Source organism: Hymenobacter arcticus, from assembly GCF_054779975.1.
Genome location: NZ_BAAGXF010000022.1, coordinates 38,777 through 57,538, shown reverse-complemented (window position 1 = coordinate 57,538; position 18,762 = coordinate 38,777). Strand labels below are relative to the sequence as shown.

At 65.7% G+C, this 18,762-nt stretch carries 17 protein-coding genes; 15 read left to right on the top strand and 2 right to left on the bottom strand.

Annotated features, from left to right (window positions below; translation table 11 throughout):
• Positions 1 to 82: 82 nt before the first annotated feature.
• The 3 genes from ACYVGC_RS23120 to ACYVGC_RS23110 all read left to right on the top strand — a co-directional run bounded on the left by ACYVGC_RS23120 (position 83) and on the right by ACYVGC_RS23110 (position 3,577).
• Entirely contained in the window at positions 83 to 1,099 is a 1,017-nt protein-coding gene (locus ACYVGC_RS23120) for a fructose-bisphosphate aldolase (RefSeq protein ID WP_460586209.1), read from the top strand.
• A gap of 180 nt (positions 1,100 to 1,279) precedes the next feature.
• Positions 1,280 to 1,453, top strand: coding sequence for a hypothetical protein (locus ACYVGC_RS23115; RefSeq protein WP_460586208.1), 174 nt, complete (start codon positions 1,280 to 1,282; stop codon positions 1,451 to 1,453).
• Between the two features lie 135 nt (positions 1,454 to 1,588).
• On the top strand, positions 1,589 to 3,577 hold the full coding sequence (locus tag ACYVGC_RS23110; RefSeq protein WP_460586211.1) for a heavy metal translocating P-type ATPase: 1,989 nt from the start codon (positions 1,589 to 1,591) through the stop codon (positions 3,575 to 3,577).
• 120 nt (positions 3,578 to 3,697) lie between these two features.
• On the opposite strand, the gene ACYVGC_RS23105 is transcribed toward ACYVGC_RS23110, so the two are convergent.
• Entirely contained in the window at positions 3,698 to 4,027 is a 330-nt protein-coding gene (locus tag ACYVGC_RS23105) for a CsbD family protein (protein WP_460586207.1), read from the bottom strand.
• Positions 4,028 to 4,343: 316 nt separating this feature from the next.
• On the opposite strand from ACYVGC_RS23105, the gene ACYVGC_RS23100 reads away from it, so the two are divergent.
• The 12 genes from ACYVGC_RS23100 to ACYVGC_RS23045 all read left to right on the top strand — a co-directional run bounded on the left by ACYVGC_RS23100 (position 4,344) and on the right by ACYVGC_RS23045 (position 16,919).
• On the top strand, positions 4,344 to 6,986 hold the full coding sequence (locus ACYVGC_RS23100) for a cation-translocating P-type ATPase (RefSeq protein WP_460586206.1): 2,643 nt from the start codon (positions 4,344 to 4,346) through the stop codon (positions 6,984 to 6,986).
• Between the two features lie 60 nt (positions 6,987 to 7,046).
• Positions 7,047 to 7,892, top strand: coding sequence for a universal stress protein (locus ACYVGC_RS23095; RefSeq protein WP_460586205.1), 846 nt, complete (start codon positions 7,047 to 7,049; stop codon positions 7,890 to 7,892).
• Positions 7,893 to 7,932: 40 nt separating this feature from the next.
• Positions 7,933 to 8,850 (top strand): universal stress protein, encoded by a 918-nt coding sequence (locus ACYVGC_RS23090; protein WP_460586204.1) that lies wholly within the window; start codon positions 7,933 to 7,935, stop codon positions 8,848 to 8,850.
• A 58-nt stretch (positions 8,851 to 8,908) separates the two neighbouring features.
• On the top strand, positions 8,909 to 9,115 hold the full coding sequence (locus ACYVGC_RS23085) for a hypothetical protein (RefSeq protein ID WP_460586203.1): 207 nt from the start codon (positions 8,909 to 8,911) through the stop codon (positions 9,113 to 9,115).
• Positions 9,116 to 9,129: 14 nt separating this feature from the next.
• Positions 9,130 to 10,257 carry a nitroreductase family protein gene (locus tag ACYVGC_RS23080; RefSeq protein ID WP_460586202.1) on the top strand — a complete coding sequence of 376 codons (1,128 nt, stop codon included), beginning with the start codon at positions 9,130 to 9,132 and terminating at the stop codon, positions 10,255 to 10,257.
• A 153-nt stretch (positions 10,258 to 10,410) separates the two neighbouring features.
• Positions 10,411 to 11,838, top strand: coding sequence for a BON domain-containing protein (locus ACYVGC_RS23075; RefSeq protein ID WP_460586201.1), 1,428 nt, complete (start codon positions 10,411 to 10,413; stop codon positions 11,836 to 11,838).
• Positions 11,839 to 11,911: 73 nt separating this feature from the next.
• Entirely contained in the window at positions 11,912 to 12,532 is a 621-nt protein-coding gene (locus ACYVGC_RS23070) for an NAD(P)-dependent oxidoreductase (RefSeq protein WP_460586200.1), read from the top strand.
• A gap of 80 nt (positions 12,533 to 12,612) precedes the next feature.
• Positions 12,613 to 12,924, top strand: a complete 312-nt coding sequence (locus tag ACYVGC_RS23065) for a phosphoribosylpyrophosphate synthetase (protein ID WP_460586199.1) — start codon at positions 12,613 to 12,615, stop codon at positions 12,922 to 12,924.
• Positions 12,925 to 12,951: 27 nt separating this feature from the next.
• On the top strand, positions 12,952 to 14,334 hold the full coding sequence (locus tag ACYVGC_RS23060; protein ID WP_460586198.1) for an NAD-dependent succinate-semialdehyde dehydrogenase: 1,383 nt from the start codon (positions 12,952 to 12,954) through the stop codon (positions 14,332 to 14,334).
• 105 nt (positions 14,335 to 14,439) lie between these two features.
• Entirely contained in the window at positions 14,440 to 14,820 is a 381-nt protein-coding gene (locus tag ACYVGC_RS23055) for a hypothetical protein (protein WP_460586197.1), read from the top strand.
• A 32-nt stretch (positions 14,821 to 14,852) separates the two neighbouring features.
• A complete protein-coding gene (locus tag ACYVGC_RS23050; protein WP_460586196.1) occupies positions 14,853 to 15,749 on the top strand; it encodes a bestrophin family protein in 897 nt (298 codons plus the stop codon).
• A gap of 309 nt (positions 15,750 to 16,058) precedes the next feature.
• Complete coding sequence (locus tag ACYVGC_RS23045; protein WP_460586195.1) at positions 16,059 to 16,919, top strand: Rossmann-fold NAD(P)-binding domain-containing protein; 861 nt, start codon at positions 16,059 to 16,061, stop codon at positions 16,917 to 16,919.
• Between the two features lie 433 nt (positions 16,920 to 17,352).
• On the opposite strand, the gene ACYVGC_RS23040 is transcribed toward ACYVGC_RS23045, so the two are convergent.
• Positions 17,353 to 18,759: a TolC family protein gene (locus ACYVGC_RS23040; protein ID WP_460586194.1), complete on the bottom strand. Its 1,407-nt coding sequence runs from the start codon at positions 18,757 to 18,759 to the stop codon at positions 17,353 to 17,355.
• Positions 18,760 to 18,762 lie beyond the last annotated feature (3 nt).

Here is an 18,762-nt window from a genome sequence, read left to right as displayed (position 1 = left end):
CTGGTGGAGCACCGCCAGTACATCACCACCCACGGCGAGGACATGCCCGAGGTGCGCAACTGGCAGTGGAAAGCGTAACATAATGAATATAAATTCCTTAATTGCCACTGCTCAGGCACTGGTAGCCCCCGGCAAAGGCCTGCTGGCGATGGACGAAAGCACCGGCACCTGCAACGCCCGCTTCGCCGCCCTGGGCATCCCCGAAACGGTGGAGGCCCGCCGTGCCTACCGCGAGCTGCTGGTGACCACGCCGGGCCTGGGTGAGGGCATCAGCGGGGCCATTCTGTTTGATGAAACCATCCGGCAGCACACGCTGGCGGGCGTTTCCTTCGTGGCAGTGTTGCAGCAGGCGGGCATTATTGCGGGCATCAAAGTAGACTTGGGCGCGCATGAGCTGGCTGGCTTTCCGGGCGAGCTGGTGACCGACGGCCTCGACGGCCTGCGCGCCCGCCTGGCCGAATACGCGGGGCTAGGGGCGCGCTTTGCCAAGTGGCGGGCGGTGCTGGCCATCGGCTCCGACCGGCCCAGCCGGGCTTGTGTAGCGGCCAATGCCCACGCGCTGGCCCGCTACGCCGCCCTGTGCCAGGCGGCCGGCCTGGTGCCCATCGTGGAGCCCGAAGTGCTGCTCACCGGCCCGCACTCCCTGGCTCAGTGCGCGGCCGTGACGGAGGACGTGCTGCACGAAGTATTCGCCCAGCTGCGCACCCAGGGTGTGGCCCTGGAAGGAATATTACTGAAGCCCAGTATGGTACTGGCGGGCGTCGATTGCCCCAAGCAGCCCACCACTGCGCAGGTAGCCGAGGCAACCCTGGCCTGCTTACGGCGCACGGTGCCAGCGGCCGTGCCGGGCGTGGCGTTTTTGTCGGGCGGGCAGTCGCCCGAGCAGGCGACGCGTCACCTGGCGTCCATGCACGCGTGCGGTGAGCGGCTACCGTGGGCGCTCACGTTCTCCTTTGGCCGGGCGCTGCACCAGCCGGCGCTGGAGGCCTGGGGTGGCCAGGCAGCCAACGTGACTGCCGCCCAGCAAGCGTTGCTCGACCGGGTGGCGAGCAATCGGGCGGCGGTGGGGGCAGGGGAGGCGCTGGCGGCGCACGTATGAGCAGTGACTGAGAGCTGTTGCTAATCAAGCTACTGCACACGTTAGTATAGGCCTTTTTTGTGGTCGCTGTTTTTTACATCCTGCACAGCGGCTTGGCCGACCGACTGACTAGGTACACCTGGGTTGCTATCGAACTGGTCGTAGGGGAGGGTCTCGTATTAATGCTCTTTGACCGGCTTAATGCTCTTTGACCGGCATTGCCCCTTGACGGTGCTGGCCCGGCAGTATTCTGATTCTCAGAAAGACAACTTTGATATTTTCCTGCCTAATGGCTTGGCGCGGCATAACAAACTAATTTTTACCTGGCTCTACGCTGTGGGTGTGGGGCTGATGGCCTACCGCCTGGCCACGTGAGTGGCGCTCGCCACCGGCCCGCGCGGAATAACTGCGCCTTTCTCTACCTCCTACTCGCTGCTCATCATGGAAATTACCAAAGGGAATGCCCAAGCCGGCCACGGGTTACGCGCGGCGTTGGCAAGCACTATCCCCATGCCGATGGACCACGGCCCGATGGACCACAGCAAAATGGCCGGGCACGACCACGGGGCCATGATTGCCGACTTCCTGCGCCGGTTCTGGGTGTGCCTGGCGCTATCGGTGCCCCTTGTCGCCGGGTCGACGATGTTGCAGCAGCTGGTGGGCTACCACATCACTTTCCCCTACAGCACGCCGGTGCTGCTGGGGCTAGCCACGGCCATTTATGGCTACGGCGGCTGGCCGTTTCTCAGCGGCACGGTGGGGGAGCTGCGCAGCCGGCAGCCGGGCATGATGACGCTGGTGGCGGTGGCCATCAGCGTGGCCTACGGCTACAGCGTGGCCGTGGCCGTGGGCTGGCTGCGGGGCATGGACCTGTTTCTGGAGCTGGCTACCCTCATTGACATTATGCTGCTGGGCCACTACCTGGAAATGCGGTCCGTGGCCGGGGCCTCGCGCGCGCTGGAGCTGCTGGTGCAACTACTCCCGGCCGAGGCCCATCAAAAGCAGGGCGATAAAATTAACGAGGTGAAAGTCGCGGCCCTGGTCGTCGGGGACCTAGTGCTGGTGCGGCCCGGTGAGCGAATTCCCACTGACGGCGAAGTGACGGCCGGCCGCAGTGCCGTGAACGAAAGTATGCTCACGGGCGAGAGTGTGCCGGTACCGAAGGAGACCGCCGCTAAGGTCATCGCCGGGTCCGTGAACGGCGAAGGCGCGCTCACCATCCGGGTCACGCACCAGGGCGCGGACAGCTACCTGAGCAAAGTAGTGAAGATGGTATCCGAGGCCCAGCAAACCAAGTCGCAGACCCAAACCCTGGCCGACCGCGCCGCCGGCTGGCTCACGGCCGTGTCGCTGCTGGGGGGCCTGGGCACGCTGGCCGTCTGGCTGTGGCTGGGCAAGGGCGCGGCGTTTGCCATCGAGCGCATGGTCACGGTGATGGTCACGGCCTGCCCCCACGCGCTGGGCGTGGCCATTCCGCTAGTGGTGGCCATTTCCACGTCCATCTCGGCCCGCAAGGGTTTGCTGGTTCGCAACCGCACGGCCTTCGAGGAAGCCCGCAACATCACGGCCCTGGTATTCGATAAAACCGGCACGTTGACCGAAGGCAATTTTGGCGTGACCCGTGTAAAAGCACTGGCCGCCGGCCTCGACGAAGCCAGCCTGCTGGGTCTGGCCGCCGCCCTGGAGCAGCAGTCGCAGCACCCCATTGCCCAGGGCATCGTGCGCGAAGCCCACACGCGGGGCCTTATCCTGCCCGTCGTGCAGGACTTCAACTCGCTGCCAGGCAAGGGTATAACGGCCACGGTGGCCGGCCAGGCGGTGGTGGTGGCCAGCCCCGGCTACGTCGAAGCGCAGCACATTGCCCTACCCCCGGACGCCAGCGGCAACGCGGCCGAAACGGTAGTTTTTGTGCTGCTCGATGGCCAGCTGGCTGGCTACGTGGCCCTGGCCGACCGCCTCCGCCCCGACTCGAAAGAGGCCGTGCAGCGCCTCAAGGCCCAGGGCATCAAGGTGTACATGGCGACCGGCGACAACCAGCAAGTGGCCGATGCGGTGGCGAAAGAGCTGGACCTCGACGGCGTGTACGCCCAGGTGCTGCCCGACCAGAAAGTCAAAATCGTCAAAGACTTGCAGGCCCAGGGCCAGTTCGTGGCCATGACCGGCGACGGGGTGAACGACGCCCCGGCCCTGGCGCAGGCCAACGTAGGCATCGCCGTGGGCTCGGGCACCGACATCGCGGCCGAAACCGCCGACATCATCCTGGTCAACAGCCGGCCCACCGACATCACCAACCTCGTGGAGTTCGGCAAAGCCACTTATAGTAAGATGCGCCAGAACCTGTTCTGGGCCACGGGCTACAACGTCATTGCCCTGCCGCTGGCGGCCGGAGTGCTCTACCCGCACTTCGTGCTAAGCCCCGCCATGGGCGCGGTGCTCATGAGCGCGAGCACCGTCATCGTGGCCCTAAACGCGCAATTGCTGCGCCGCTCGCTGAGGTGATAGGTAGCGAGCCCGAAGTGCCAGCTCAGAACATGAAAAATGCCCTCACCTTGCGTTGAGGGCATTTTTACTGGCCGTAAGGTAGGGCCAGCAGGCCGGCCCTGGCTCGGGGCGGGTAGGTTACAAGGCGTTCAGCATCTTCACAATCTGGCGCTTGCGCTTGCCCAGCTTGGCTTGCAGGCGGGCCACCAGCTCGTGGCCCTGGCCCTCCACGTAGGTCAGGTCTTCGTCGGTGAGCTGGGTGTAGGTGTGTTTGAGTTTGCCCTTGAGCTGGTTCCAGTCGCCGCGCAGGCGCAGGCGGTGGTCCACGCGCAGGTTGCGGAATTTGCGGCGGCGCTCGATGCCTTTTTGGGAGTAGAGCAGGACTCCGGCAAAGGCCCCTAGGCCAGCTCCGGCGAGGGCGGTGAGCAATACTTTACCAGTTTTGTTTTTGGGGGTTTCGGGTGTCATAGTCGGTAAACTAAAAAGTGGGGGAGAAACCCCGCCGGCCAGCATGGGAGCTGGCCGGCGGGGTTTAGCAAAGGTTCCGCCAGCGCCCGCTGCACGGTCCTGACTATCGTCAGGCCGGCTCCTGATTTTTGTCATGGGCCGGAGCGGGTACTTGCCGGAACCTTGCAGCGTAACAACTTAGGAGGCTTGCGCTGGCCCAGGAAAGGTCAGGCGGACGAAGGAAACAGTTCGCGTGGCGCAGTACACCTCCATCGTGCGGACGAAGCGAGCGAGCTGCTCCCCGCTGCCCTTCCCCGGCCACCCGCCCCCTCAATTTATGGACTATTACCTTGCCCCAGTGGCCGACGTGGCCCGCGAGCTGGCCACTGCCCCCACCGGCCTCGACGCCGCCACCGCCCGGCAGCGGCTGGCCGAGCACGGCCCCAACCAGCTGGCTGACACGCACCAGAAAACCATCTGGCAGCTGCTGTTGCACCAGCTGGCCGACGTGATGATTCTGGTACTACTGGCTGCCGCCGGGGTGTCGGTGCTCATCGGCGAGGCCAAGTCGGCCTACGTCATCCTGGCCATCGTGGTGCTGAATGCCGTGATTGGCTTCGTGCAGGAGTTCCGGGCCGACAAGGCCCTCGAAGCCCTGCAAAAGATGGCGGCCAGCCACGCCCAAGTACTGCGCAATGGCCAGGCCCAGCAGGTGCCCACCTCCGAGCTAGTGCCCGGCGACGTGGTGCTGCTCGAAGCCGGCAACGTGATTCCCGCCGACGTGCGCTTCCTGGAAACCCACGCCCTGAAAGTGGACGAGTCGTCGCTGACCGGCGAATCCAGCAACGTGGAGAAAACCGTGGACGCCCTGCCCCCCGGCGAGTACCCGCTCGGCGACCGCCTGAACCTGGGCTACAAGGGCACGTCCGTGACCAACGGCCGGGCCACGGCCTACGTGGTGGCCACCGGCATGCGCACCGAGCTGGGCAAAATCGCCGCTCTCATCCAAACGGCCGAAGTCATCACGCCGCTGCAAAAGCGGCTGGGCACGCTGGGCAAGCGCCTGTCGGTGGCCGCGCTGGCGGTGGGAGCCCTTTTTTTTGGAATCGGCTGCCTGCGGGGCGAGCCCTGGGAAAACCTGCTGCTGGTGGCCATTTCGCTGGCCATTGCGGCGCTGCCCGAGGCCCTGCCCGCGCTGGTCACCATCTCGCTGGCACTGGGGGCCGGCCGGCTCATGAAAAGCCACGCCCTGATGCGCAAGCTGCCGGCCGTGGAAACGCTGGGCTCGGTCACCTACATCTGCACCGACAAGACGGGCACGCTCACCCTCAACCAGATGACGGTGGAGGACCTCTACGAAGTGCCAGCCGTGCAGCTCGCCGGGCTGGCCGACCGCAACGCGCTGCTAACGGCCCTGGCCCTGAACACCGACGCCAGCAATGGCCCCGACGATAAGTGGGTGGGCGACTCGACCGAGGTAGCGCTGGCGCGGTACGCGGCGGAGAAAGACTACGCCCGCCCCGCCCTGGAAGCGCAGTTCCCGCGCCTGGCCGAGCTGCCGTTCGACTCCGAACGCAAGTGCATGACGACCCTGCACCAAACCCCGGACGGCGTGCTGGTGCTCACCAAAGGGGCCGCCGGCTCGCTCTATCAGCAGCTTACCGACAGTCAGCAGGGTAGTGTGGCCGACCTCACCCGGCGCGTGGATGCGCAGGCCACGCAGGGCTACCGCGTGCTGGCCTACGGGGCCAAAATGCTGCCCGAACTGCCCACCGACCTCACCCCGGCCGCCATCGAAAACGACCTCACCTTCCTGGGTTTCGCCAGCCTCATTGACCCACCTAGGGAGGAAGCCCGGCAGGCGGTGGCCGAGTGCAAGGCGGCCGGCATCATCCCCGTCATGATTACCGGCGACCACAAGCTCACCGCCAAAGCCATTGCCGAGAAGCTCGGCATTATTTCTTCCCAAGAAGAATTAGTACTGACCGGCCCGGAGTTGACGGCGCTGGATGAGCCCGCCTTCGCCGCCGTGGTGGAAAAGGTGCGGGTGTACGCCCGCGTAGACCCGGCCCAGAAACTGCGCATTATCAGTGCGTTGCAAGCCAAGCACCAGTTTGTGGCCATGACCGGCGACGGGGTGAACGACGCGCCGGCCCTCAAAAACGCCGATATCGGCATTGCCATGGGCATCAACGGCACGGAGGTGGCCAAGGAGGCGGCGGCCATGATTTTGCTCGATGACGACTTTGCCACCATCGTGGAGGCGGTGAAGCACGGCCGGCGGATTTACGATAACATCCTCAAGTTCATCCGCTACATCCTGGCCGGTAGCGTAGGCGAAATCACGACCCTGTTTTTTGCCCCGCTGCTGGGCTTGCCCATTACGCTGCTGGCCATTCACATTCTGTGGATTAACCTGATAACCGACGGGCTGCCCGGCCTGGCGTTAGCCTACGAGCCCTCGGAGAAAAACAGCATGCAGCGCCCGCCCGTGGACCCACGCCAGACCATTTTCGCCGATGGCCTGGGCTGGTTCATTATGGGCGTGGGGCTGCTGGTGGGTGGCCTCACTATCGCTATGCAGGCCTGGTCCATCCAGCAGGGCCTGCCCCACTGGCAGACGATGGCCTTCACCGTGCTCTGCTTCAGCCAGTTGGGGCTGGCACTGGCCATCCGCTCGCGGCGCGAGTCCATTTTCAGCATCGGGCTGCTTTCCAACAAGCCCATGCTGGGGGCGGTGGCCGTCACGGTAGTACTGCACCTGCTCATCCTCTACGTGCCGTTCGGCAACCGCCTGTTTAGCACCCAGCGCCTCACGGTGGCCGAACTGGGCATTACGCTGGCCGTGTCCAGCCTGGTGTTCTGGGCGGTCGAGCTGCAGAAGCTCATCCTGCGTCGGCGTGCTACTTCTATGGCTGTCCCCCGGCCCGCGCCGGTGGCCCCGTCGCTGCCGAAACCCGCCGCGCTCATGCCGGCCTAATCAATTATTTGAGCAGCATCCGCCTGTGCCGGCTGGTGCTACTGCCTTACCCCCTTGGTTATGCAGCCCACCCTCGTTGTGCTCACCGATTTTTCGCCCGCCGGTGACCGGGCCTGCGCCTACGCCGCCGCGCTGGCCGCCCCGCTGGGGGCTGCGCTGCACCTGGTGCACGTGTTTTCGATGCCTTTCACCAGCCCCCGCATGGCGGTGGCCATGCACGCCGCCATGCGAGGGCTCGTGCAGGAAGACAGCTGGCTGCTTCAGCAAAAAGCCAGCGAGCTGCCCCTGCCAGCCACCACGCAGGTAGTGGAGGCCGACTGGGCGGGTGCCGTGGCGCAGGTGCTGGCCGAGTACCAGCCCCTGCTGCTAGTTGCGGGCCTCACCGCCACGGATGGCCCCTTCAACGAGTGGATTAGTAACCGCCCCTTGCCCCTGGCCCACCAGACGGGCTACCCCCTGCTGCTAGTGCCCGAAAACCTGCCCCCGGCCGACCTGCACCCGCCGCGCCGCCTGCTGCTGGCCGTGGAGGACCGGTCCTTTCAGCTCTCGCCCGAGGCGCGGCGGCTGGGGCCACAGTTTGACATTTTGGGGTGCCAGGCGTTCGTGGCTACCGTCGTGTCGCCCGACGAGCCCACCGATGGTCAGGCCGGGCTGCGCGCGGCCCGGCAGTGCGGCCTGGCCTCGGCGCTGGCCCAGGCCGAGCTGCGCAAGGTGGTGGACGCGCGCCCGGCGTCGGGCATCTGGCTGGCCGCCGATGAGCTGGAAGCCGACCTGGTGGCACTGCTCGACCAGGGTCACGGTTGGGCGCATAAAGTGTTCAATAGCAGCGTTATCGCCGATGTTATTCGCTACTCGCAGGTGCCCGTGCTGCTGCTCGCGGCCCAGCTAAGCCCCGTGGCGGAATGATACTTTTTCTACTCCCATTCCTTCGTCAATTTTTCCCACCATGGCCCTTACCCTCGTTGTTTTTGCCGGCTTCTACGCCGCCGCCCGCCACGCCGAGCGCTACGCCGATACGCTGGGCCAAGCCCTAGGTGGCAAACTCGTGCTGCTGCACGTCAACCGCGCCGCGCTGTTCGACCCGTATAAAATAGTGGGCCAGCGCTTCCGCCAGGCCGAGCTGGCCACCGAAGCCGACACCACGGCCGCCCTGCACCGGCAGGCCGCCGAGCTGCGCACGCCCGCCACCGTGGTCGTCACCACCGACCTGCTGCCCGCCATTGCCCGCGACCTGGCCACCGGCTACCACCCGGCCTTGTTCGTGCTCAGCCAGCCCAACCCGGAGCTTCCGGCCGCTAGCGTGCTGGCCGACTGCGCCGAGCTGCTGCGCGCCGGCCAGCACGCGCTATTGATAGTGCCCGCCCACGCCCCGGCCGACCAGGCCCCGCGCCGCATCCTGCTGGCCGCCGACCGCGAAGCTTTCGCCCTGGCGCCGGCCGCCCGCTCCCTGCACGCGCTGCTGGCCCTGCCTGGTACCGAGCTGGTGGTGGCCCACGTTTCGGGCGGCGTGGAGGATGACTTGGGCTGCGCGGCGGCCCTGCGCGCCGTGCAGGATAGCGGCTTGGTGGATGGGCTGCCTACCCCCGAGGTAAGAGGTTATGTAGAAGACAATTACGCGGAGGGCGTGCTGGCCGCCGTGCGCGATACTCAGGCCGACCTAGTGGTGGTGTTTGCCCGCCAGCGCAGCTACCTGGGCGAGCTGTTTCACCGCAGCGTGACGGCGCGGCTACTGGCCGACTGCCCCGTGCCGGTACTGGTGCTGCCCACGGCGGCCGTGCCGGTGCCCGTGGCCGCGCCGGCCAGCCCTGCCACTGCGGCCGAGTACGCCAGCGTAGTGCTCACTGGGCTCAGCCCGGCTTCTTAAAGGAGCCAGCGTTTTGCCTATCTCTCCGATTATTCACTTGCCATTTTCCCCTTTCGTCATGAAAAAGAAACCATTGCCCATGCCCGCTCCTGTGCCCGGTGCCAGACAGTCTGCTACCCCTGAGCTGGCCGCCACAGCTCACGCGGGCACGCCTCGCTACGGCGACTACGGCCACCCGTCCGCCGCCCCCACGCCGCCCGCGCCCGACCATCGCACCGACGGCGGCAATGTCTACGACCTGAGCCACGAGCAAACCGCGCTGTAAGCCACCGCCTGAAAATGAACCGTCGCCACTTCTTGCCGGTAGCCGCTGCGGCAGCTGCTGGCACCGGCCTGCTGGGATACTACGCCTGGGACCAAGCCGCCGCCCGCACGGCCCAGCGTCAGGCAGATGCGCCCGCTAGTCCGCTCTCCCCGGCCCAGCTGCCCGCCGATGCGCGCCGGATGTTATACCTGGCTTCGCTGGCGCCCAGCGGCCACAATACCCAGCCCTGGACGGTGCGCCTGCGGGGGCCCTACCACTGGGTTATCGGCAACGACCCGCGCGGCTGGCTGCCGATGGTAGACCCTACCCAGCGCGAAACCATGCTCTCGCTGGGCGCTTTTGCCCAAAGCATGGAATACGCCGCCGCCCACTTCGGCTACCAGTGCCGCTGGCGGGTGCTGGCCACTACCTGCCAGGCCGCCGACGTGCTGGCAGTGCAACTCGAACGCCGCCCCGGCCCCGCCTACCCCGACCTCACGGCGCTGCTGGGCCGGCGCACCCTGCGCACGGGGTTTTCGGCCGTGCCCATTCAGCCCGCTGATGTGCAGCGGCTGGTCGCCAATGAGGCCGCGCACTGCCACTTCCTGCCCCCCACCTCCGAGTTGGGCACTTACCTCACCACCGCCACGCTGACGGCCAACCAGCGCCAAACCGCCCACGACCCGGCCCAGCGCGAACTGGCCCACTGGGTGCGCTGGGGGCCCGCCGCCGTGCAGCGCCACCGCGACGGCCTCACCGCCAGCGGCATGGGCATCAGTGGCCCCGCTGGCTGGCTGGTGCGGCATTTCTACGACAGCGCCCGCGTGCTCACGCCCGATTTTCGGCGGCGCGGGCTCGCGCAAGTGGCCGACCAGCTGGCCACGCACGGCGGCTGGCTCGTGCTCACCAGCCCCGACGAGTCGGTGCCCGCGCTGCTGGCTACCGGCCGGCGGCTGGCCCGCATCTGGCTGCGGGCGAAGGCCTTGAACATCGCCATCCACCCTATGACGCAGGTGCTGGAGGAAGCCCCCGGCCCCGCTGGCCTGGGCCAGCGCCTGGGCCTGGGCGCGCCCGTGCAGTTCGTGCTGCGCCTGGGCTACGTCGAAAGCTACGCCGCGCCCGTGACCCCGCGCCGGCCGGTCGAGTGGTTTGTGCGGGCCTAGGGTGGGGGTGGGGGCCTGCTTGACAAACGTCATCCTTTCCAAGGATTATCGTCAGGATAAGGGCGGGAGGGAACGGCGAATTTTGCTGGCGCCGCCCCACTCGCTGCGGGCGGCGCCAAGTCCCTGCATTTCTCTTCCCTTCCAGTTCGCACCATGCAGACCCTCGAAACTTTTGAACAGACCCTTGAGCACGTGGCCGATGCCGACATCACGGCCGCCATCGAGCTGTTCTTCCTGACCAAAAAAGGGGTAGCCGCGCACCTGATTGGCGTGGTGACCCACGAGGGCATCGTGCTGCTGACCGGCATCACCGACAACCTGCTCTCGCGGGAGCGGGCCGAGGAAATTGCCCTGAACCTGCGCGGCGTGCGCGGGGTCGTCAACGAGCTGCTCATCAGCACCCCTGATGTGCCCGACGAGGAGCTGCGGCGCTTAGTGACCCAGGCACTGGCCGACGACCCCGCCACCACCAACTACCCGGTGCAGGCCGCCGCCGCGGATGGGGTGCTCACCCTCACCGGCACCGTGCAAACGTGGGCCGAGAAAGAGCTGGTGCTGCGCGTGGGGCGGGGTGTGCGGGGCGTGCGCCGCCTCGTATTCGACAACTTACTGGTGCAGTGGGGTAAAATTGAGAATTCGGACGACGAAATCAGCACCCAAATCCGCGAGCTGCTAGCCTGGGACATTCGGGTGAACAGCGCCCTGGTAGAAGTGCGCACCACTGACCGGGTAGTACACCTGAGCGGCACGGTGGGCACGGCGGCCGAAAAAACTCATGTAGAAGCCACGGCCTACCAAGCCGGCGCCACCCGCGTGGAGGCCCGCGACCTAGAGGTAGCCTATTGGGCCCTGGGCCCCGAGTTGCGGCGCGATAAGCTGGCCGCCCGCTCCGATGCCGACATTGCGCAGGCCGTGCGCGATGCCTTCCGCTACGACCCGCGGGTGCTGTCGTACCAGCCGCTGGTGGCGGTCCGCAACGGCGTGGTCACGCTGAGCGGCGCGGTATCCAACCTGCGCGCTAAGCAGGAGGCCGAGCGCGACGCCCGTCACATCGTGGGCGTGTGGGACGTGCATAACCTGCTGAAAGTGCGCACCAACCGCTTTATTCCCGACCTGCACATCGGCCAGACCATCCGCGAAGCGCTGGCCCGCGACCCCTACGTGGGCCTAAATGACTTCAGCGTGTACGTGCGCAACGGCAAGGCCCACCTCTACGGGCAGGTAACCAGCCACTTTGAGCAGGTCCAGGCCGGGGCGGTGGCTTCGGGCGTGAACGGCGTGGCTGAACTAGACAACTGGGTTACTGTGCCCGGTAGCCCTGATTTTGACGGCTACCAGACCTCCGCTCGGCCGCGCCCTAACCCCGATTTCGCCCTGGCCGAGCGCATCCGCAACCGCTATTTCTGGTCGGCCAGCCTGCACAACCAGGCCATTGAAGTGCTGGTCGAAAAAGGCCGCGCCACCCTCACCGGCACCGTGGCTACCTGGCTCGACCGCGACACGGCCGCCTACGACGCCTACGATGCGGGCGCACGCTTCGTGGACAACGACCTACTCATCGATTTCGACCACGGGCGGTAGGCGGGTAGTCAGGCAATGCTTCGGGCGGAATAATCTACCCGGACAACTTACCAATCAGGGTGAAACTATGAACGTGCTAGTCATCGGAGCCGCCGGCAAAACCGGGCGCGCAGTAGTAGAGCAAGCAGTGGCTGCGGGCCACCACGTCACCGCCTTCGTGCACCACGCCACCGAGTACACCGCCCCGGCAAACGTGCGCGTCGTCGAAGGGGACGCGGCCGATAGCGCCGCAATGGACGCCGCCGTCCTCGGCCAGGAGGCGGTGCTGGACACGATTGGCGGCAAAACGCCTTATAAAGTCACGACCCTCGAACCGAGCGCCGCCCACGCCATCATCGCGGCCATGCAGCACCACGGTGTGCGCCGGCTCGTGGTCACGTCCATGCTGGGCGTGGGGGAGAGCATCGCGAATGCGCCCTTTTATGAGCGTTTGCTGGTCGCGACTTTTTTGCGCGGCGCCGACCAGGATAAAACGGCGATGGAAGGCGCGGTCGAGGCGAGCGAGTTGGACTGGGTGATTCTGCGCCCCGCCATCCTCACCGACGCCCCCGCCACGGGCCAAGTGCGTGTCTTTGAGGCTGAGACGGGCGAGAACGCCCACCAGATTACCCGCGCGGACCTGGCGGCCTTTATGGTGGCCCAACTGACCACGGACGAGCACCTCCACCAAGCCGTCACCATCGCCAACAACTAATGCTGCTTCGGCCACGCGTTTTAAGCAGCGTGGGCTACGCAGTTAAACCGCCGTCGTTGGCTCGCTTACCCCCACTCCGTATGGAACCGATGACCACCCTTTCGGCCGTGCTCGCCCAACTCCAGAAAGAGGGCTACACCGAGGATTTTAACCTGAGCAACCAGTACCTGGCCGGCCGGCGCTCGGCCATTCTGCTCTCGCCCCACGAGTTTGTGGTGGACCGGCACTACCGCTTCGAAGGCGCTTCGGACCCCGACGACGAGGCCGTAGTGTACGCCATCTCATCGCCCAAATTCAACCTGAAAGGCACCCTGGTCAACGCCTACAGCATTTACAGCGACGCCGCCTCGGATGAGCTGGTGAAAGCCTTGCAGGAAAAAACCGCCTCGTAAGCCGCTGCCAACTACCCTTACCTCTTTATGGCCATTCAAACCATCAACCCCGCCACCAACCAGGTCGTCTGCTCCTTTGAGGAAATGACGGACCTGGCCATCGAGGCGGCCGTAGCCCAGGCGGCCACGGCCTTCGCGGCCTGGAAAACCACGACCTACTCCCACCGGGCCGCGCTGCTGCACCGCGTAGCCGATGGGCTGCGGGCGCAAAAGCGGGCCTTGGCCACCCTCATCACCCTGGAAATGGGCAAGCTGCTGGCGCAGGCGGAAGGCGAAATCAGCCTGAGCGCCGATATTTTCGACTACTATGCCAGCCACGGGGCCGAGTTTCTGGCCGACGAAACACTGAGCCCGGCGCTGGGCTCGGCCGTAGTGCGGCCCAGCCCGGTGGGCGTGCTGCTGGGCGTTGAGCCCTGGAATTTTCCCTTTTACCAGGTGGCCCGCTTCGCCGCGCCCAACCTGATGATTGGCAACGTGGTGCTGGTAAAGCACGCTTCCAACGTGCCGCAGTGCGCCATCGCCATCGAGCGGCTATTCCACGAAGCCGGGGCCGCGGCGGGCCTCTACACCAACCTGCTGCTGAGCGGGGCGCGGGCCTCGGCGCTGGTCGGCGACCCGCGCATCAAAGGCGTTTCGCTCACGGGCAGTGAGGCGGCCGGGGCCAGCGTGGCCGCCGAGGCCGGTAAAAACCTGAAAAAATCGGTGCTGGAGCTGGGCGGTAGCGACGCGTTTATCGTGCTCGAAGATGCCGATATTGACCAGGCGGTGCGCTGGGCCGTGGTGGGCCGCATCAACAACAACGGCGAGTGCTGCGTGGCCGCCAAGCGCTTCATCGTGGTGGAAGAAGTAGCCGATGAGTTCCTGGAAAAGTTCAGAACCCGACTCGGCCAGCTGAAGGTGGGCGACCCCATGGACCCGGCCACCGAGCTGGGGCCAATGAGCAGCGAAGCCGCCGCCGCGCAGCTGGCCGAGCAGGTGCAGCGCGCGGTGCACGATGGCGCGCAGGTGCTGCTGGGCGGCCACCGGGTGGCCGGGCCGGGCGCCTTTATGGAGCCCACCATTCTGGGCGGGCTCACGCCGGCCATGCCCGTGTACTACGAGGAGCTATTTGGGCCGGTGGCGGCTTTTTACCGGGTGGCCGACGAGGCGGCGGCCATCGTACTGGCCAACGACTCGCCGTTTGGGTTGGGCGGCTCGGTCTTCACGCAGGACGTGGCGCGCGGCCAGCGCGTGGCCGACCAGCTCGACACGGGCATGGTCTTCATCAACCACCCCACCTGGACGCAGGCCGACCTGCCGTTTGGTGGCACTAAGGGCTCGGGCTACGGCCGCGAGCTGGCGGCGCTGGGCATCGAGGAGTTTGTCAATAAAAAGCTCATCCGCGTGAGCGCCGTTACCGACCCGTTTTAGCCGGTGCGCCTACCCCCGACGTTCGAAATAATACACTACTAATCAGTTACCGGTCAGCCATTTGGCTGGCCGGTTTCCCCGTTTTTCCTTATGCGCTACTGGCTTTTGTCCGAATCTCCCGCGCTCGTCCTAGAATACGATTTGGTTGACAACTTTCTGCACGCGCGTTGGGGCCCAGCGCAAACCCCCGCCACGACCCAGGCCGGCTACGAACAGATATTGCACGAATTGCCGCCCCTCCACTGCCACTTGCTCCTCGACGACCGCAGCGAATCGCACCTGATGTGGGAAGAGCTGGCCGACTGGATGGCTACCGACTGGTACCCGCGCGCCCAACAGGCCGGGCTGCGGCGACACGCCGTGGTGTTCGCGGAAAACTTTTTTGGGCACCTGGCCACCGAGTTGGTGCTGGCGCGGGTCGCCGACGGCCAGCTGGCGGGCTTCGACTCGGAGGCCGCCGCCCGCCACATGCTGCTGGCCGCGTAGGCCAGCGTTCGCCGTTCCTGCTCATTCCCGCCATGCTGCTCGATACCAAGCTGCCCGCCCACTATATCTTTCGGGGCATCTGGCCCGATGTGGTGCGGGTGCTGCTGATTTCCAGCTTCTTTCACTTTCTGAAGCTGGCCCTGGGGGCCTACCTGCCGCCCGTGCCGTTGCAGCTGCCCACCATCCTGGGCAGCCTGATTTCGCTGCTGCTGGCCTTCAAAACCAACCAATCCTACGAGCGTTGGTGGGAGGCCCGCAAAATCTGGGGGGCCATCGTCAACGATTCGCGCACGCTGGTGCTCCAAGCCAGTGGCTTCGTGCCGGAGGAGCTATTGGCGGCCCCGCTGCGGGCACTAGCTCACCGCCAGATAGCGTGGTGCTACTGCCTGGGGGAAACGCTGCGCGGCCTCGACCCCACTGCTACACTTACCCGTTACCTGCCAACGAAGGAACTGGCTTACACCCATCTGCAAGCCAATAAGCCGCTGGCCCTGCTGGCCCTGCACACTGCCCAGCTCAAAGAATTGTACCAACAGGGTGCCCTGAATGCCTTCCAGCAAGTGCAGCTGGATGCCACGCTGGTGCGGCTCTGCGACGCCCTGGGCCAAGCCGAGCGACTCAAGAATACGGTGTTTCCGGCCAGCTACCGGCGGCTGGTGCACTTCTTCATCTACCTGTTTCTGCTCACGCTCTCGCTGGGTTTGGTCCAGACCATTGGCCTCTGGGAAATCCCGGTGCTGCTGACTACGGCCTCTACCTTTTTCCTACTCGAGCGCACCGCCCGCGAGCTGCAGGACCCCTTCCGCAACGCGCCCACCGATACCCCGGTCACGGCCCTGGCCCGCACCGTTGAAATCAACCTACGGCAACTGTTGGGCGAGGTGCAGGTGCCCACGCCGCTCGCGGCCGAGACTTTCTATTTAATGTGAAGCGACAGACTACGCCGCCCGCTGCTTTTCTTTTCCTACCGCCCTTGCCTACCAGTGCCTTACTCGCCCCAACCCCTTTGCCCGAAGCAGTAGCTATTCCCGCGCCCGGCCTCACCGCCGCCATGGCCGGCCACTGCCGCTAACGGAAGCGTTTGCTCCCCATACGCTCACGCTCCCTCATTATTTTGCCTCGTTGCGCAGCTAAGTAGATGCTCCCTGACAAACCCTTGTCACAAGCAGCCGGTACGTTTGCGCTGCTACTCCGGCTCACGGGCGGTTGTTCTTTTTACTTTCTTACTAATCAGCACGATGTACATTGTATTAGGAGCTACGGGCCATGTCGGGTCGGCGGTGGCGCGGGGCCTGTTGGCCGCGGGCGAAGCGGTGACGGTTGTAACCCGTGACCCCAATAAAGCAGCCGAGTGGCAGCAGCAGGGAGCCACGGTGGCGGTCGTGGATGTGCACGAGGTAGACCAGCTGCGCCACGTCTTGCAGCGAGGCAAACGGCTGTTTGTGCTCAACCCACCCGCCCCGCCCGCGACCGATACAGCCACGGAGGAGCGCCGCAGTGTGGCCGCTATTCTGGCGGCCCTGGCCGGCTCAGGCATCGAGAAAATCGTGGCTGAATCGACCTACGGCGCACAGCCGGGAGACCAGATTGGTGATTTGGGGGTACTTTACGAATTGGAACAGGGGCTAGTGGCCACTGGCATCCCGACCACCATCATCCGGGCAGCCTACTACATGAGCAACTGGGACATGTCCTTCCCCATTGCGCGACAGCAAGGGCAGGTGCTCACGCTCTATCCGCCCGACTTTACGCTGCCAATGGTCGCGCCCGACGACATTGGGCAGGTCGCGACCCGCTTGCTGCGCGACCCGCTCGACCGCACGGGCTTACACTACGTCGAAGGGCCTGCTGCTTATTCTTCGGCCGACGTAGCGGCCGCTTTCGCTACCGCGTTGGCAAAGCCAGTGCAGGCCGTGGAGATACCGCGTGACCAATGGCTACCCTCCCTAACCAAACAAGGTTTTTCGGAAAAGGCGGCTAACTCAATGGCCGCGATGACAGCCCTTACCCTAGAACAACAAGCTGAATTGCCTACCGCTCCGCTACGCGGCACCACTACCTTGCAAGACTATGTCAGGGGGTTAGTGCAGTCGCGCTAAGGTCAGCCAGCCCCCACCGTGCCCTGGTGGGGGCTGGCTGACCACTTGGAAAACTGTGTCCAAAGCAAGAGCGCATGCTGGTAGAGACAATAAACTTTTGGACCAAACTTTTGAAGCCGGCGCAAGGGCCCCCAGACCTGCCGCTGAGCAATGCGCCGGCAGGCGCCCACCGGGTCGGCTGGCCAAAGAGGACCAAGGCTTTTCTTAACCTATCGGGCGAAGAACCGATTGGCTTTATTGCCTCAACAGTAGCAATACACGTCCCGCTGCTACCCATTCAGCACAGGCCTACACCTGTCTGGTAGCCTTGTTGCGTTTGAGACAAGTGCCTAATTTGCAAGTATTTGGGCCGAGGGCCAATGAACAGCGAACAGCAACCGTGAAAACAAAACCGTCTTTTTGTACACGAGAAAGCCAAACGGACCCAAGTCCCTCAGCGGGCCTCGCCGGCGGCGCGGTGCAGCTCGCTGAGGGCCAGGCGGTAGTTGAGCTGGGCGGCTAGCAGGTCGGCCTGGGCCTTGGCGAGGGTGGCCTGGGTGGTGAGGGCCTCGGCGGGCAGCAGCAGGCCGGTGGCCACCTGGTCCTGCTTGATTTTTAGCTCGGCGGTGCGCAGGTCGGTGGCCTTTTGGGCGGCGGCGGTGAGGGCGGTGGCCTGGCGCAGCTGGCGGTAGGCTTTTTGCACTTCGCCGGTTACCTGCTGCTGGGTGTAGCGCTGGTTTTCCTCGGCCTGGCGCTGCTGCGAGAGGCGCTGGTTCAGCACGGCCTGGCGGCCCCCGAAGTCGTAGATGTTCCAGGTGAGCTGGGCCCCGGCCCGGAAGCTGCTGGGGGGCAGCAGCGGGATGCCGTTGAGGCGCACGTAGTTGGCCGTCAGCGATAAATCGGGGATGTACTGCTGGCGGGCCGCCCGCACGCCGAGCACGGCCTTGGCCTGGTTCTGGGCCGCGAGGCGGTTGTCGAGGCTGGCGGTGTCGGCGTGGGCGAGGTAGGTTTCGAGCGGGTCCGGGGCGGTGGCCGGCGGCGCGGGCAGGGCCAGCGCCAGGCGGGCATCGGCGGGCAGGCCAAGGGCCTGGTTGAGGTCGGCGGCGTAGTCGGCGGCCTGGTTTTGCAGCTTGAGGAGCTGCTGCTCCTGGTCGGCCACGTTGGCATCGGCCCCCAGCAGCTGGGCGGGCAGGGCCTTGCCGGCGAGGCGGGCGCTTTCGGCGTCGTAGCGCTGCTTTTGGGCGGCTTGCAGGCTTAGCTCGGCCTGACGCTGCTGCTGGCCGGCAATGAGCAGGCCGTAGTAGAGCTTTTCGACGCCCTGGCGCACCTGCCATTCGGCCTGGCGCACCTGGGTTTGGGCCAGGGCTTGGTCGGCGCGGGCCACCTGCACGCCCGTGCGCACCTTCACGAGCTGCGTGAGGGGCTGGGCCAGCTGGGCGTTGGCGGCCACCACGGTGTGGCTGCCTTCCACCAGGGGCACGTCGGCCCCCGGAATGGGCCCGGTGCTGGGGTACACGCCCAGCGCCCCGCGCGGTATGCTGATGTTCAGCTTGTTGCTACCGTAGCTGCCCAGGGCGGTGGCGGTGAGCTGCGGGAAGTATTTGGCGTGGGCCTCGGCCACCTTGAAGCGGTTTTCCTGCACCTTTTCGCGGGCAATGGCCAGGCGGCGGTTTTGCGTCAGGGCCAGGTCGAGGGCCTGGTCGAGCGTGAGGGCGCGGGCTTCGGCGGTGGTTTCGGTGGGGAGTGCGGGGGCGGGAGCAGCGGGGGCCGGCTGCTGCGCCAGGGCCGGGCCGCCGGCCAGCAGCAGGGCGGCGGCCAGCAGGGCCCGCCGCCCGCCGGGAGTGGGCAAGTACGTAGGCATGAG

Excerpts from the sequence above, each read along its gene's own strand:
- ACYVGC_RS23120 (WP_460586209.1), top strand. The coding sequence starts at position 83 with ATGAATATAAATTCCTTAATTGCCACTGCTCAGGCACTGGTAGCCCCC.
- ACYVGC_RS23115 (WP_460586208.1), top strand. The coding sequence starts at position 1,280 with ATGCTCTTTGACCGGCATTGCCCCTTGACGGTGCTGGCCCGGCAGTAT.
- ACYVGC_RS23110 (WP_460586211.1), top strand. The coding sequence starts at position 1,589 with ATGCCGATGGACCACGGCCCGATGGACCACAGCAAAATGGCCGGGCAC.
- ACYVGC_RS23105 (WP_460586207.1), bottom strand. The coding sequence starts at position 4,027 with ATGACACCCGAAACCCCCAAAAACAAAACTGGTAAAGTATTGCTCACC.
- ACYVGC_RS23100 (WP_460586206.1), top strand. The coding sequence starts at position 4,344 with ATGGACTATTACCTTGCCCCAGTGGCCGACGTGGCCCGCGAGCTGGCC.
- ACYVGC_RS23095 (WP_460586205.1), top strand. The coding sequence starts at position 7,047 with ATGCAGCCCACCCTCGTTGTGCTCACCGATTTTTCGCCCGCCGGTGAC.
- ACYVGC_RS23090 (WP_460586204.1), top strand. The coding sequence starts at position 7,933 with ATGGCCCTTACCCTCGTTGTTTTTGCCGGCTTCTACGCCGCCGCCCGC.
- ACYVGC_RS23085 (WP_460586203.1), top strand. The coding sequence starts at position 8,909 with ATGAAAAAGAAACCATTGCCCATGCCCGCTCCTGTGCCCGGTGCCAGA.
- ACYVGC_RS23080 (WP_460586202.1), top strand. The coding sequence starts at position 9,130 with ATGAACCGTCGCCACTTCTTGCCGGTAGCCGCTGCGGCAGCTGCTGGC.
- ACYVGC_RS23075 (WP_460586201.1), top strand. The coding sequence starts at position 10,411 with ATGCAGACCCTCGAAACTTTTGAACAGACCCTTGAGCACGTGGCCGAT.
- ACYVGC_RS23065 (WP_460586199.1), top strand. The coding sequence starts at position 12,613 with ATGGAACCGATGACCACCCTTTCGGCCGTGCTCGCCCAACTCCAGAAA.
- ACYVGC_RS23060 (WP_460586198.1), top strand. The coding sequence starts at position 12,952 with ATGGCCATTCAAACCATCAACCCCGCCACCAACCAGGTCGTCTGCTCC.
- ACYVGC_RS23050 (WP_460586196.1), top strand. The coding sequence starts at position 14,853 with ATGCTGCTCGATACCAAGCTGCCCGCCCACTATATCTTTCGGGGCATC.
- ACYVGC_RS23045 (WP_460586195.1), top strand. The coding sequence starts at position 16,059 with ATGTACATTGTATTAGGAGCTACGGGCCATGTCGGGTCGGCGGTGGCG.
- ACYVGC_RS23040 (WP_460586194.1), bottom strand. The coding sequence starts at position 18,759 with ATGCCTACGTACTTGCCCACTCCCGGCGGGCGGCGGGCCCTGCTGGCC.